The sequence below is a fragment of the Pseudomonas sp. B707 genome, from assembly GCF_022496685.1.
GTDB lineage: Bacteria > Pseudomonadota > Gammaproteobacteria > Pseudomonadales > Pseudomonadaceae > Aquipseudomonas > Aquipseudomonas paraglycinae.
In genome coordinates this window covers 129,637-143,839 of record NZ_WTVE01000025.1, presented here as the reverse complement: position 1 = coordinate 143,839, position 14,203 = coordinate 129,637, and the positions used below count along the sequence as shown (strand labels likewise).

Sequence of the window (14,203 nt, the reverse complement as noted above, 5' to 3'; positions counted from 1 at the left end):
CTGTTCAGCGGTAATCGTCCACTGGCACGCAGGCGCAGAACAGGTTGCGGTCGCCGTAGACGTTATCGACCCGGTTCACTGCCGGCCAATATTTGTGCGCTTTGGTGTGCGCATCCGGCGTGATGCCCTGCTCGATGCTGTACGGCCGCTCCCACACGCCGGTGATATCGGCCAGGGTATGCGGCGCCCGTTTGAGCGGGTTGTCCTCGGCCGGCCAGTTGCCGTTCTGCACCTCGGTGATTTCTGCGCGGATGCTCAGCATCGCGCCGATGAAACGATCCAGTTCGGCCTTGGACTCGCTCTCGGTCGGCTCGACCATCAAGGTGCCCGGCACCGGGAACGACATGGTCGGCGCGTGGAAGCCGTAATCCATCAGGCGCTTGGCGACGTCTTCTTCGCTGATGCCGGTCTGCGCTTTCAGCGGCCGCAGATCCAGAATGCACTCGTGGGCCACCCGATCATTGCGCCCGGTGTAGAGCACCGGAAAGGCACCGGACAGGTGCTGCGCCAGGTAATTCGCCGCGAGGATCGCCACCTCGCTGGCATCCGCCAATTGCGGCCCCATCATCGCGATGTACATCCAGCTGATCGGCAGAATGCTTGCGCTGCCCCACGGTGCGGCGCTGACCGCTCCGTTCTGCGGTTGCGGCCCGTCGATCGGTATCACCGGATGATTGGCGACGAACGGCGCCAAATGCGCGCGAATACCGATAGGCCCCATGCCCGGCCCGCCTCCGCCGTGGGGAATGCAGAAGGTCTTGTGCAGGTTCATGTGTGACACGTCGGCGCCGATGTCCGCCGGCCGCGCCAGCCCGACCTGGGCATTGAGGTTGGCGCCGTCCATATACACCTGACCGCCATGCTTGTGGATAACTTCGCAGATTTCGCTGATGCCTTCCTCGTACACACCATGAGTCGACGGGTAGGTCGCCATCAGGCACGACAACTTGCCCCCGGCCTCGGACGCCTTGGCTTTCAAGTCCTCCAGATCGACGTTGCCGGCGTCGTCACACTCGACAATCACCACGCGCATCCCGGCCATCTGCGCCGAGGCCGGGTTGGTGCCGTGGGCCGAAGAAGGAATCAGGCAGATATCCCGTCCACCCTGCTGGCGGCTCTCGTGATATTTGCGGATTGCCAGCAGCCCGGCGTACTCGCCCTGGGCGCCGGAGTTGGGCTGCATGCAGATTGCATCGAACCCGGTAATTGCGCACAGCCAGCGCTCCAGTTCCTCGATCATCAGCGTGTAACCAACGGCCTGCTCCCGGGGCACGAACGGGTGCAGGTTGGCGAATTGCGGCCAGGTGATCGGGATCATCTCGCTGGTGGCGTTGAGTTTCATGGTGCAGGAGCCCAGCGGGATCATCGACTGGTTGAGCGCCAGATCCTTGCTCTCCAGCTGCTTGAGGTAGCGCAGCATCTCGGTTTCGCTGTGGTGGGCGTTGAACACCGGGTGGCGCAGGTAAGGCGTGCTGCGCTGCAGCGTCTCGGGAATGCCGGAAGCCAGCGGTTCTCCGTCGAGATCATCGACGCTCAACCCGTGATCAGCGCCCAGCAGCACATCGAACAGTCTGGCCACGGTGTTTTCATCACAGGTCTCGTCGAGGCTCAGACCGAGTTGGCCACGACCGAGGATGCGCAGGTTGATCTGCGCGGCCTGGGCGCTTTCGATGATCGCGGTTTGCGCGCCGCCCACGTCCAGCGTGAGGGTGTCGAAGAAATATTGGTTGAGGCGCTGGATGCCGTGGCGTTCAAGCCCGGCGGCGAGAATGCAGGTCAGCCGGTGCAGCCGCTGGGCGATTCGTTTCAACCCTTCCGGGCCGTGATAGACCGCGTAGAAACTGGCGATGTTGGCCAGCAACACCTGGGCGGTGCAGATGTTCGAATTGGCCTTCTCCCGGCGAATGTGCTGTTCGCGGGTTTGCAGGGCCATACGCAGCGCGACATTGCCGCGGGCATCTTTCGACACACCGATGATCCGGCCGGGAATCGCCCGTTTGTATTCTTCGCGACTGGCGAAAAACGCCGCGTGCGGGCCGCCGTAACCCATCGGCACGCCGAAGCGCTGGGATGAACCGAACACCACGTCGGCACCCAGTTCGCCCGGCGGGGTCAGCAGCAACAGACTGAGCAGATCGGCCGCCACGCAGGCCAGCGCCTGCTGCGCGTGCAGGTGATCGATCAGTGGCCGCAGGTCGCGGACTTCGCCGTGGGTGTCGGGGTATTGCAGCAGTGCGCCGAACACCTGGTGCTGCTTCAAGTTGTCCACAGCGTCGACGATCAGCTCGAAGCCGAAGCCTTCGGCGCGGGTCTGCACCACGGAAATGGTTTGTGGATGACAGTTTTCGTCGACGAAGAACAGATTGCTTTTCGACTTCGCCACGCGCTTGGCCAGGGCCATGGCTTCCGCCGCAGCGGTGGCTTCATCGAGCAGCGAAGCATTGGCCAGTTCAAGGCCGGTGAGGTCGATGGTCAGTTGCTGAAAGTTGAGCAACGCTTCGAGCCGGCCTTGGGCGATTTCCGGTTGGTAAGGCGTGTAGGCGGTGTACCAGCCGGGATTTTCCAGCACGTTGCGCAGGATGACGGTCGGGGTCAGGGTGCCGTGGTAGCCCATGCCGATCAGGCTGGTCCAGACCTGGTTCTGCTCGGCATAACCGCGCAGCTTTGCCAGCGCCGCCTGTTCGTCCAGCGCCGGCGGCAGGTCCAGCTCGCGGTTGAGGCGAATGCCCGGCGGCACGGTCTGTTCGATCAGTTCGACCCGGCTGCCGAGGCCGAGGCTGTCGAGCATCGCCTGCTGCTCGGCGGCATCGGGGCCGAGGTGGCGGCGCAGAAAGGCATGGGGGTCGCGTAACTGGCTCAAGGATGGCAACTGGGACATGACGGGCTCTCTCTTGGCTGGCGGCTCGGCGTCAATGCAACACGGTCAAACCAGCATAGCAGCCACCCCGACGGCAAAAGTCCCGGGCAGAAAAAAGCCCCGACGGGTCGGGGCTTTGGGGTCTGGCCTGCAGCTTATTCGCCGATGGCAGCCTTGTAGCCGGCAGCGTCGAGCAGCTTGTCCAGCTCGGCCTTGTCGCTTGGCTTGAGCTTGAAGATCCAGGCACCGTAAGGATCAGAGTTCAGCAGCTCCGGCGAGCCGCTCAGCTCTTCGTTGACGGCAATCACTTCACCGCTGATCGGAGCGTAGATATCGGAAGCGGCTTTCACCGACTCAACGACACCGGCCTGGTCTTCGGCAGCGAAAACCTTACCCACTTCGGTCAGTTCAACGAACACCACATCACCCAACGCTTCCTGGGCGTGATCGCTGATGCCCACGGTGACGGAGCCGTCGGCTTCCAGACGCGCCCATTCATGACTTTCGGCAAAACGCAGTTCAGCTGGGATGTTGCTCATGCTCGGTGTCCTCAAGAAATTGTCAGCGGTCGTGCCCGCCGGAAAAGGTTTAGATCAAGGTTTTGCCGTGACGGACAAAGGTCGGTTTGACCACGCGTACCGGATACCACTTGCCACGGATTTCCACTTCGGCGCGGTCGGCAGTCGCCATCGGTACACGCGCCAGGGCAATCGACTTGCTAAGCGTAGGAGAGAAACTACCACTGGTGATCTCCCCTTCGCCAACATCAGCGATACGAACCACCTGATGGGCCCGCAAAACCCCGCGTTCCTCAAGCACCAGGCCGACCAGTTTGTGCTGCACGCCGGCGGTTTTTTCCGCTTCCAGCGCGTCGCGACCGATGAAGCGGCGCGTGGCCGGTTCCCAGGCGATACTCCAGGCCATGTTCGAGGCCAGTGGCGAAACGTCCTGGTGGATGTCCTGACCGTAGAGGTTCATGCCGGCTTCGACCCGCAGTGTGTCGCGGGCACCGAGGCCGATGGGGGAAATGCCGGCGCCCACCAGATCGTTGAAGAAGCCGGGGGCCTGATCGGCTGGCAGGGCGATTTCCAGACCGTCCTCACCGGTGTAACCCGTGCGCGCGATGAACCAGTCGCCGTCGATGTGACCTTCGAAAGGCTTGAGCATCTGGATCAGGTTGGCGCGGGACTGGGTCACCAGTTCGGCAATCTTGTGCCGGGCATGGGGGCCTTGAATGGCGAGCATCGCCAGCTCGGAGCGTTCGTGCATATGCACATCGAAGCTGCCCAGCTGTGCCTGCATCCAGGCCAGGTCCTGATCGCGGGTGGAGGCGTTGACCACCAGACGATAACCGTCTTCGAGGCGGTAGACGATCATGTCGTCGACGATGCCGCCGCGCTCGTTGAGCATGGTGCTGTACAACGCACGGCCTGGGCTGTGCAGGCGTTCGACATCATTGGCCAGCAGATGCTGGAGCCAGGCCTTGGCCTGGGGGCCGGTGACATCGATCACGGTCATGTGGGAAACATCGAACACCCCGCAATCGCGGCGCACCTGATGGTGTTCCTCGACCTGCGAGCCGTAATGCAGGGGCATGTCCCAACCGCCAAAATCGACCATCTTCGCGCCGAGGGCGAGATGCAGGTCATACAGAGGCGTACGCTGTCCCATGGGTTTCTCCTTCCGGGCGTGGCGAAGGTGCGGAGCGCTGCTGCACGGATCGGAAAGCCCTGTAAAAAAGGGCTTTCAGCCGATTTCAGCGACAGGGTCTGTCAGACGGACCGCACCGAATGCCGCGCATTGTAGCCGCATGATTCAGGACTGACGACTAAGTGTTTCTGTGCGCCGAGCGCCGGATCAAACCGATAACCGGCAACAGACCGACCAATACCAGGGTCAGCGCCGGCAACGACGCCCTCGCCCATTCGCCTTCGCTGGTCATTTCGAAGATCCGCACCGCCAGCGTGTCCCAGCCAAACGGGCGCATCAGCAGGGTTGCGGGCATTTCCTTGAGCACATCGACGAACACCAGCAACGCGGCGCTGAGCGTGCCGGGCAGCAACAGCGGCAGATACACTTTGAAAAACAGTCGCGGCCCGCTGACGCCCAGGCTACGTGCCGCTTCAGGCAAAGATGGCCGTATACGCGCCAGACTGCTTTCCAGCGGACCATAGGCCACCGCCACGAACCGCACCAGATACGCCAACAGCAACGCCGCCAGACTGCCCAGCAGCAGCGGTTTGCCCGCACCGCCAAGCCAGCCGGACAGCGGAATCACCAGCTCCCGATCCAGATAACTGAACGCGAGCATGATCGACACCGCCAGCACCGAACCCGGCAAGGCATAACCGAGATTGGCCAGACCGACCGCAGAATTGATCGCCCGGGTAGGCGCCAGACGCCGGGCGAAGGCCAGCAACATCGCCACGCTGACCGTGATCAACGCCGCCATGCCGCCCAGATACAACGTGTGGAGAATCAGCCCGGCGTAGCGCTCATCCAGATCAAATCGCCCGCGCTGCCAGAACCAGACCACCAGTTGCAGCACCGGAATGACAAACGCACAGGCGAACACCAGACCGCACCAACCGGTCGCCGCCCAGGCCTTGGGCCCGCGCAGGTGATACAGCGCCTTGACCCGTGGTCGCTCGTTACTCGCCCGATTGGCGCCGCGCGCGCGACGTTCGCCGTACAGCACCAGCATCACCACCAGCAGCAACAGGCTGGCCAGTTGCGCAGCACTAGGCAGGCTGAAGAAGCCGTACCAGGTCTTGTAGATCGCGGTGGTGAAGGTGTCGAAATTGAACACCGACACCGCGCCGAAATCCGCCAGGGTTTCCATCAGTGCCAGCGCCACGCCGGCACCGATGGCCGGCCGCGCCATCGGCAATGCCACACGCCAGAATGCTTGCCACGGCGACTGCCCGAGCACCCGCGCGGCTTCCATCAGTCCTTTGCCTTGCGCCAGGAACGCGGTGCGCGCCAGCAGGTAGACGTAGGGATAAAACACCAGCACCAGCACCAGAATCACCCCGCCGGTGGAGCGCACTCGCGGCAGGCGCAGGCCGGTGCCGAACCATTCGCGCAGCAGGGTTTGCACGGGGCCCGCGAAGTCCAGCAGGCCGACGAACACGAACGCCAGCACGTAGGCCGGGATTGCGAATGGCAGCATCAGCGCCCAGTCGAGCCAGCGGCGGCCGGGGAATTCGCAGAGGCTGGTGAGCCAGGCGAGGCTTACGCCGATCAGCGTTACACCGATGCCTACGCCGAGGACCAGCGTCAGTGTGTTGCCCAGCAGACGCGGCATCTGGGTTTCCCACAGGTGCGACCAGATCTGGTGGTCGATGGTTTGCCATGAGAGCAGGAGCACGCTGAGGGGGAGCAGCACCAACGCGGCGATGGCGAAGACGATGGGGTACCAGCGGCGTTGGGCGGGGTGGGCCAAGGAAACAGTCTCGTTCAAATGATTGTGCCCACGCTCTGCGTGGGCACACATTCTGTGACGCTCCGCGTCACGCTGTCGATGATGCGACGCAGAGCGTCGAGGGCTGCATTCCCCCGCAGAGCGTGGGAACGATCAAACAGTGCTGTCAGGAAAGACTCAATTCCAACCCGCCCGATCCATCATCCGGATCGCTTCAGCCTGGCGCTTGCCCGCCACTTCAACCGGCAACGTATCAGCCACGAACTGCCCCCACGCCGCCACTTCTTCCGAAGGCTTCACCGCCGGATTCGCCGGAAACTCCTGGTTCACGTCGGCAAAGATCTTCTGCGCTTCAGGCGTGGTCATCCACTCCACCAGTGCCTTGGCGGCTTCCGGATGCGGCGCATGTTTGGTCAGGCCGATGCCCGACAGGTTGACGTGCACACCGCGATCCGCCTGGTTCGGCCAGAACAGTTTTACCGGCAGCTCCGGCTTCTGCTTGTGCAGGCGTCCGTAGTAGTAGGTGTTGACGATGCCGACGTCACACTGACCGGCGTTGATCGCCTCCAGCACCGCAACGTCGTCGGAGAACACGTCAGTGGACAGGTTATTGACCCAGCCCTTGAGGATCTTCTCGGTCTTCTCGGCGCCGTGGACTTCGATCATGGTGGCGGTCAGCGACTGGTTGTAGACCTTCTTCGCCGTGCGCAGGCACAGGCGGCCTTCCCAGTTCTTGTCGGCCAGCGCTTCGTAGGTGGTCAGTTCGCCCGGTTTCACCCGTTCGGTGGAGTAGGCGATGGTCCGCGCGCGCAGGCTCAGGCCGGTCCAGGCGTGGCTGGACGAGCGATATTGCAGGGGAATGTTGGCGTCGATGGTTTTCGAGGTGAACGGCTGAAGAATGCCCATCTGCTCGGCCTGCCAGAGGTTGCCGGCATCGACGGTCAGCAGCAGGTCGGCGGTGGCGTTCTCGCCCTCGGCCTTGATCCGCTGCATCAGCGGCGCTTCCTTGTCGGTGATGAACTTGATCTTCACCCCGGTCTTGGCGGTGTAGGCATCGAACACTGGCTTGATCAGCTCATCGATACGCGAGGAGTAGACCACCACCTCGTCGGCGGCCTGGGCGGCAGTGCTGCCGATCAGGGTCAGGGCCAGTGCGGTCAGAACACGCTTGGATGCCAACATGGGAGCGGTCTCTCGGTCGGGAAAAGTGGCCCAAATGATAAGGACTCACATTTACGAGCTCAATCGAACACTTTCCCAAGGAGTTACCAGATGTTGCACGATACTCGTCAGGCCTTGGCGAGGGCCGGCAAGTCCCCGGTCAGCCCCAACGCTTCACGCACGAACAACGCCTTGGCCTCGGGCATCTGCTCGACGATTTTCAGCCCGGTATTACGCAACCAGCGCAGCGGCAACGGATCGGCCTGGAACAACCGCTCGAAGCCTTCCATCGCGGCCATCAGCGCCAGATTGTGCGGCATGCGCCGGCGCTCGTAGCGGCTCAGGACTTTCACGTCCGCCAGGCGTTCGCCGCGTTCGTTGGCTTGCAACAACACTTCGGCCAGCACCGCGGCATCGAGGAAGCCGAGATTCACGCCCTGCCCCGCCAACGGGTGAATGGTGTGTGCGGCATCGCCGATCAGTGCCAGCCCTTCTGCCACGTAGCGCTTGGCGTGGCGTTGACGCAGCGGCACGCACAGGCGTGAGTCGGCGCTGATGACGTCGCCAAGGCAACCTTCGAAAGCGCGTTCGAGTTCACGGCAGAAATCCGCCTCATCCAGCGCCATCAGCCGTTCGGCTTCGCTTGGCGTGGTCGACCAGACGATCGAGCACCAGTCCTGCTGACCGTCACGCTCCAGCGGCAAAAACGCCAGCGGCCCGTGATCGGTGAAGCGCTGCCACGCGGTCATGCGGTGCGGTTTGCTGCTGCGCACGCTGGTGACGATGGCGTGATGCAGATAATCCCACTCGCGAGTGGCAACGCCGGTCAGACGGCGCACAGCGGAGTTGGCACCGTCCGCCGCGATCACCAGCGGCGCACGCAAGGTGCGGCCATCGGCCAGGGTCAGCAGCCAGTCGTCACCGGAACGGCGCATCTGCTCCAGTCGCGCGTTGGCCAGCAGACCCATATCGCAATCGTGCAGACGGTCGAGCAAGGCATCCTGCACCACGCGGTTTTCGACGATATGGCCGAGCACATCGGCGTGCACGCTGCTGGCCGAGAAGTGGATCTGGCCGGTGCCGCTGCCGTCCCAGACGTGCATGTCGGTGTAAGGGCTGCTGCGTCGGTTGACGATGCCATCCCACACGCCGAGGCGATCGAGGATCCGCTGGCTGGCCGCCGACAGTGCGCTCACCCGTGGCTCGAACGGTGCGTCGCCATTGAAGGGTTTGACGCTCAACGGACTGCCGTCGAGCAGCAGCACTTCCAGCCCGCTGCCCTGCAACGCCAGCGCCAGGGCGCTGCCGACCATTCCGGCTCCGACAATCAGCACATCCGCGCGCATTTCCATGCTTTAAGCCTGTCTCGCTGGCGGCTTGAGCCGCACGTAAAGGGTTTTACCGACCCGCGCCACCAGATTGCCGGCGCCGTCATGAATGTCGACCTGCAACTGCGGCAGGTATTTCTCGCCACTGGCGGTCTGCCGACGGATCTCGTCGAGCAGGGTGTCGTCGATGTTGAACCGGGCGAACACCGGGCCTTTGCCCGGCGATATGAAATCAATGTCGGCGGCCTTGTCCCAGACGATGTACCGCGAGCCGAGGTTCTCCATGAGCATCAACATGAAGAACGGATCGACCATCGAATACAGACTGCCGCCGAACTGGGTGCCGACGTAATTGCGGTTGTACCAGCCCAGGCCCATCGAGACCTGAATGTCACGAAAGTCATCGCTGATGTGCTGCACCCGGACACCGGCGCCGAAGTACGGCGGGTAGAACGTCATGATCCAGCGCATCAGCCGCGCCTTGCCAAACCGTTTGATCAGCCACTCACGCATCCGGCCGCGTCCCCAGCCCCATGGCCTGACGGGCGAACCAGCGCTTGGCCGGCGGCAGCAGATCGAGGCCGAGCAGGCCGATGTTGCGCCCCAGCGACACCAGCGGCTGAGTGCTACCGAACAGGCGCGTGACCTGATCGGAGAAACCCACGGTGAGATCCTGATCGAGACGCTGACGCTCGCGATAGGCCTGCAACGTGGCGAAATCCCCCAGCGGTTTGTCGCTGGCCAGCAGCGCGGCGGCCAACGCATCGGCATCGCGCAGGGACAGGTTGAAACCCTGCCCGGCAATCGGGTGCAGGCTGTGGGCGGCGTTGCCGAGAACGGCCAGATGCGAGCGCACCTGCTCTTCGGCTTCCACCAGCGACAGCGGATACAGATGCCGCGCGCCAACTTGTTTCAACGTACCGAGACGGTAGCCGAACACACCTTGCAGCTCGCTGAGGAAATCACGCTCGCTCAGGTCGGCCAGCCGTTGCGCGTCCATGCCCAGTCGGGTCCAGACCAGCGCGCAGCGGTTTTCCGGCAGCGGCAGCAGCGCCATCGGGCCTTCGTCGGTGAAGCGCTCGAACGCCATGCCGTTGTGCGCTTCGCTCGGCGTGATGTTGGCGATCAGCGCGCTCTGGTTGTACGGGCGCTTGCGCACGTTGATGCCCAGCTGTTCGCGCAGACCGGAACGGCCGCCATCGGCGAGCACCGCCAGATCGCACTCGACCGTGGTTTCGTCGTTGAGGGTCAGGCGATAGCCGTCCGGCAACGGCTCCATGCGGGTGACTTCCGCCGGGCAGCGCCAGCTGATCACGTCTTTGTCGAGGTGCTGCCACAGACACTGGCCGAGCCAGGCGTTTTCCACGACATAGCCGAGCGCAGGGACGCCCTCTTCCATCGCCGAAAGTCGGGCGGTGGAGAAACGACCACGGTCGGATACATGAATCTGCTTGATCGGTTCGGCTCGGCGGGAGATTTCCTGCCACACGCCCAACCGCTGATAAATCTGCCGCGAGCCGAAGGACAGCGCCGAGGAGCGCGCGTCGTAGCTTGGTTGCCAGGTGTCACCCGGGGCGAACGGCTCGATCAGCACGATCTTCCAGCCACGGGCCTTGGCGCCGGCCTGCAAGGCCAACGCCAGACTGGCGCCGACCAGACCGCCACCGATGATTGCCAGATTGACCCGACTCATGCCGCGCAGGTCCGTGCTTGCGCCATCAGGGCTTCGATCTCGGCGACGGTTTTCGGCACGCCACCCGTCAGGATTTCACAACCGCTTTTGGTCACTACCACGTCATCCTCGATGCGCACGCCAATGCCGCGCCATTTCTTCGCTACGTTCTGATTGTCCGGGGCGATGTAGATGCCCGGCTCCACGGTCAGCGCCATGCCGACTTCCAGCACCCGCCATTCGCCGCCGACCTTGTACTCGCCGACGTCATGCACATCCATCCCGAGCCAGTGGCCGGCGCGATGCATGTAAAACGCCTTGTAGGCCTCGGAGGCGATCAACTCGTCGACTTCGCCCTGCAACAACCCGAGCTTCACCAGCCCGGTGGTGATGACCCGAACCGTGGCTTCGTGCGCCTGGTTCCAGTGCTTGTTCGGAGCGATTTCGGCGAATGCCGCTTCCTGCGAAGCCAGCACCAGTTCGTAGATCGCTTTCTGTTCAGCGGAAAACTTGCCGTTGACCGGCCAGGTGCGGGTGATGTCGCTGGCGTAGCAGTCGATCTCGCATCCGGCGTCGATCAGCACCAGGTCACCGTCCTTGAGCAACGCGTCATTCTGCTGGTAATGCAGGATGCAGCTGTTGCGCCCGGCGGCGACGATCGAGCCGTAGGCCGGCATCTTCGCCCCGCCCTTGCGAAACTCGTAATCGAGTTCGGCTTCGAGGCTGTACTCGTACAGCCCGGCACGGCTGGCCTGCATCGCCCGGATGTGGGCCTGGGCGGAAATCCGCGCGGCCTCGCGCATCACCTTCACTTCTGCCGCCGATTTATACAGGCGCATGTCGTGCAGCAGGTGATCCAGGGCAACGAATTCGTTCGGCGGCTGGGCGCCGAGGTGCGCCTTGGAGCGGATCACGTTGATCCAGTCCATCAGGTGGCGGTCGAATTCCGGGTTGCTGCCCATCGCCGAATACACCCGGTCGCGGCCTTCGATCAGGCCCGGCAGAATGTCGTCGATGTCGGTAATCGGGAAGGCGTCGTCGGCGCCGAAATCGCGGATCGCGCCTTCCTGGCCGGCGCGCAGGCCGTCCCAGAGTTCGCGCTCGGCGTTGCGTTCACGGCAGAACAGCACGTACTCGCCGTGTTCGCGACCGGGCATCAGGACGATGACCGCCTGTGGCTCGGGGAAACCGCTCAGGTACTGGAAATCGCTGTCCTGGCGATAGACATGCTCGACGTCACGGTTGCGGATGGCGACCGCGGCGGCAGGCAGGATCGCGATGCTGTTGGGTTCCATCTGCGCCATCAGCGCCTTGCGGCGCCGGGCGTATTCCGCTTTCGGGATATGGATCATGGGCAGATGGCTTTCCCTGGCACGCGATCAGTGCAGCGACGGCTTGGCCGCTGGCGGCACGTCGGCCTTTTTGGTTTCGGAGAACAGCAGCAGCGGAGCGACACGCAGGTACTCCATGACTTCCATATAGTCGCTTTCGCCGTCTTCGGATTCTTCCAGTGCGTCTTGCACCTGGGAGATCGCTGCCAAATCCTGCAACACTTCGGTGGCTTCGGTGCTCAGCATGCTGCTGTCGCGGCAGTTCAGGCCGAAACCGGTAAGGAAGCCCTGGCACCATTCGCCCAGTGCGGCGGCGCGCTCGGCCAGTGGCGCGTCATCGTTCGGCAGTAGCAGAACCACGGTGACGTCATCGCCGGTGAGTTCGCTCTTGACCATCTCCTGCAGACCGATCAGCGCGTTGCGGACGTTGTCCTGCGGCTCGCTTTCGAGCAGCTCGGCGGCATCGATCAGCCATTCTTCGGCAGTGAAGCCGGCGCCAGCGCAACTGCGGCCCAGCAACAGGCCGTGCAGTTCGGCAGGCGAAACGGAGTGACCGCTGGAGTTCAGCAGGGTGGCAAAGCCTTGGTACGGGGAATTCTGAATGGGCATGGGCAGCTAGGCGCCAGACGGCGCTATGTCTAGAATGAAGGCCTTGTATCCTACATCGACAGACTCGCCAAGACCATTAAAGGCTGTCCGCCAGCCAAACCCATCAGACCGAATCAGTGGACACAATGGAAGACACCGACCTGCAAGCGCTGATGGCCAGACTCGAACTGCTGATTACCCGAGTCGAGCAACTAAAGAGTCAAAATGCACTCTTACTTGCTCAGGAAAAGACCTGGCGCGAGGAACGCGCGCACCTCATTGAAAAAAACGAAATCGCCCGGCGTAAGGTCGAATCGATGATTTCGCGCCTCAAGGCCCTGGAGCAAGACTCATGAGTTCAAGCAATAGCGTTACCGTGCAGATCCTCGACAAAGAGTATTCGATCATCTGTCCCCAGGAAGAGCGCAGCAATCTGATCAGCGCCGCCCGCTACCTGGACGGCAAGATGCGCGAGATCCGCAGCAGCGGCAAAGTCATCGGCGCCGACCGCATCGCCGTGATGGCCGCGCTGAACATCACCCACGATCTCTTGCACAAAGAAGAGCGCCCGGACATCCAGGCCAGCGGTTCGACCCGTGAACAGGTGCGAGACTTGCTCGATCGTGTCGATCTGGTGCTGGCCGACGATCCGGACATCAGCAAGGGCTGATTCGCCAGGCCGCTTGAGTTATACTCGCCGCACTCCCTGGGGTGCTTGCCAGTTGACGATGTCCCTGAGCCGATTTGCACTACCCTGGGGGTTGCACGTTGGGCTGGTGTGCATGTCCGCCAGACGGAAAGCCTTAAAGCCTACTGCATCCTCCACCTTGAACTCTCGGGTTCAAGGGCTAAGTCGACAGCGGCTCATCCGGGGAGCCTGATTCGAATCCGATGCCGGTGAATGCCGGCATCGGATTTTTTATGCGTACGTTTTCGTCCCACCCTGCCGAAGCCGAACCATGACCGAACCCGCGTTGTTGCCCCGCCCCCAACTGCGCCGCCTGCTGCGCAAGGCCCGCCGCTCGCTGACGCGAAGCGAACAACGACAGGCCGCCGAAGGTCTGTACAAGCAACTGGCACAAGATCCGCACTTTCGCCGGGCCAAACACATTTCCCTGTACCTGCCCACCGACGGTGAAATCGACCCGCGCCTGTTGCTGCGCGCCGCCCAGCGTCGGGGCAAGAAAACCTACCTGCCGGTACTCAGTGCCTGGCCGCGGACCAAAATGGTCTTCCAGCAAATCCGCCCCGGCGAAAAGCTCAAACCCAACCGTTTCCGCATCCTCGAGCCGCGCGCCAATCTGGCCCATCAGCGCAAGGTCTGGGCACTGGATCTGGTGTTGTTGCCCCTGGTGGGATTCGACGATGTCGGCGGGCGCCTGGGCATGGGCGGCGGATTCTACGATCGCAGCCTGGCGTATCTGGCCCGACGCCAGAACTGGCGCAAGCCGACGCTGCTGGGCCTGGCCCATGAATGTCAGAAAGTCGAACGTCTCGCGCAAGCGAGCTGGGATGTACCGTTGCAGGGAACGGTGACGGACAAGGCGTGGTATTTCGCGAGATAGACGCCGCGCGGATCAGCGGCGTCGAAAAGGCAGTGTCAGCGCTTGAAAGCTGTCGACTGTTGTACTTGTTGCGCCACTTCAATCGGAGCATCGGCCTTGTTGGCCCACAGACTTTGCGCATAACCGGTGGTCACGACGCCCAGACCGAACAAAATTACCAAAGTCCACAGCAAATCCGGTTTGCGTTTCATCGATTGCCCCCCTCAAGGCACATCATCACGATGACAGCAGCGGTTTCCATTCGTAGGCCGTGCAGCAGCGTCAAGCTTTAAAGGCC

Annotated in this window: 14 protein-coding genes and 1 other RNA gene; 4 read left to right on the top strand and 11 right to left on the bottom strand. The window is 62.8% G+C overall.

Going from position 1 to position 14,203, the window contains the following annotated elements:
• Positions 1-4: 4 nt before the first annotated feature.
• From gcvP to GQX66_RS13225, 10 genes are all read right to left on the bottom strand, one after another.
• Positions 5-2,878 carry an aminomethyl-transferring glycine dehydrogenase gene (gcvP, locus tag GQX66_RS13270; RefSeq protein ID WP_240869601.1) on the bottom strand — a complete coding sequence of 958 codons (2,874 nt, stop codon included), beginning with the start codon at positions 2,876-2,878 and terminating at the stop codon, positions 5-7.
• Positions 2,879-3,012: 134 nt separating this feature from the next.
• A complete protein-coding gene (gene gcvH, locus GQX66_RS13265) occupies positions 3,013-3,396 on the bottom strand; it encodes a glycine cleavage system protein GcvH (RefSeq protein WP_102685828.1) in 384 nt (127 codons plus the stop codon).
• Between the two features lie 49 nt (positions 3,397-3,445).
• Positions 3,446-4,528: a glycine cleavage system aminomethyltransferase GcvT gene (gcvT, locus tag GQX66_RS13260; protein ID WP_102685829.1), complete on the bottom strand. Its 1,083-nt coding sequence runs from the start codon at positions 4,526-4,528 to the stop codon at positions 3,446-3,448.
• A 157-nt stretch (positions 4,529-4,685) separates the two neighbouring features.
• Positions 4,686-6,302: an iron ABC transporter permease gene (locus GQX66_RS13255; RefSeq protein WP_102717344.1), complete on the bottom strand. Its 1,617-nt coding sequence runs from the start codon at positions 6,300-6,302 to the stop codon at positions 4,686-4,688.
• Positions 6,303-6,458: 156 nt separating this feature from the next.
• The gene (locus GQX66_RS13250) at positions 6,459-7,463 is read right to left on the bottom strand and encodes an extracellular solute-binding protein (RefSeq protein WP_085746745.1); all 1,005 of its coding nucleotides are present in this window, start codon (positions 7,461-7,463) and stop codon (positions 6,459-6,461) included.
• A 107-nt stretch (positions 7,464-7,570) separates the two neighbouring features.
• A complete protein-coding gene (locus GQX66_RS13245; RefSeq protein WP_166673439.1) occupies positions 7,571-8,788 on the bottom strand; it encodes a 2-octaprenyl-3-methyl-6-methoxy-1,4-benzoquinol hydroxylase in 1,218 nt (405 codons plus the stop codon).
• A gap of 9 nt (positions 8,789-8,797) precedes the next feature.
• A complete protein-coding gene (locus tag GQX66_RS13240; RefSeq protein WP_102685833.1) occupies positions 8,798-9,283 on the bottom strand; it encodes a DUF4442 domain-containing protein in 486 nt (161 codons plus the stop codon).
• On the bottom strand, positions 9,276-10,463 hold the full coding sequence (gene ubiH, locus GQX66_RS13235; RefSeq protein WP_085606016.1) for a 2-octaprenyl-6-methoxyphenyl hydroxylase: 1,188 nt from the start codon (positions 10,461-10,463) through the stop codon (positions 9,276-9,278). The genes GQX66_RS13240 and ubiH overlap by 8 nt, the downstream gene beginning before the upstream one ends.
• Complete coding sequence (gene pepP / locus GQX66_RS13230) at positions 10,460-11,794, bottom strand: Xaa-Pro aminopeptidase (protein ID WP_039765352.1); 1,335 nt, start codon at positions 11,792-11,794, stop codon at positions 10,460-10,462. Before pepP ends, ubiH begins: the two co-directional genes overlap by 4 nt.
• A gap of 27 nt (positions 11,795-11,821) precedes the next feature.
• Positions 11,822-12,382, bottom strand: coding sequence for a YecA family protein (locus GQX66_RS13225; protein ID WP_085746749.1), 561 nt, complete (start codon positions 12,380-12,382; stop codon positions 11,822-11,824).
• Between the two features lie 125 nt (positions 12,383-12,507).
• Between GQX66_RS13225 and GQX66_RS13220 the strand changes: the two genes are divergently transcribed.
• The 4 genes from GQX66_RS13220 (at position 12,508) to GQX66_RS13205 (ending at position 13,926) form a co-directional block, all read left to right on the top strand.
• Positions 12,508-12,717: a TIGR02449 family protein gene (locus GQX66_RS13220; RefSeq protein ID WP_007940359.1), complete on the top strand. Its 210-nt coding sequence runs from the start codon at positions 12,508-12,510 to the stop codon at positions 12,715-12,717.
• Entirely contained in the window at positions 12,714-13,031 is a 318-nt protein-coding gene (locus tag GQX66_RS13215) for a cell division protein ZapA (RefSeq protein WP_007951811.1), read from the top strand. The genes GQX66_RS13220 and GQX66_RS13215 overlap by 4 nt, the downstream gene beginning before the upstream one ends.
• Positions 13,032-13,061: 30 nt before the next feature.
• Positions 13,062-13,240, top strand: a non-coding RNA gene (gene ssrS / locus GQX66_RS13210) — 6S RNA.
• A gap of 80 nt (positions 13,241-13,320) precedes the next feature.
• Positions 13,321-13,926: a 5-formyltetrahydrofolate cyclo-ligase gene (locus GQX66_RS13205; RefSeq protein WP_240869595.1), complete on the top strand. Its 606-nt coding sequence runs from the start codon at positions 13,321-13,323 to the stop codon at positions 13,924-13,926.
• A 35-nt stretch (positions 13,927-13,961) separates the two neighbouring features.
• Here GQX66_RS13205 and GQX66_RS13200 read toward each other — a convergent pair whose 3' ends face one another.
• Positions 13,962-14,117: a hypothetical protein gene (locus tag GQX66_RS13200; protein WP_007911192.1), complete on the bottom strand. Its 156-nt coding sequence runs from the start codon at positions 14,115-14,117 to the stop codon at positions 13,962-13,964.
• Positions 14,118-14,203 lie beyond the last annotated feature (86 nt).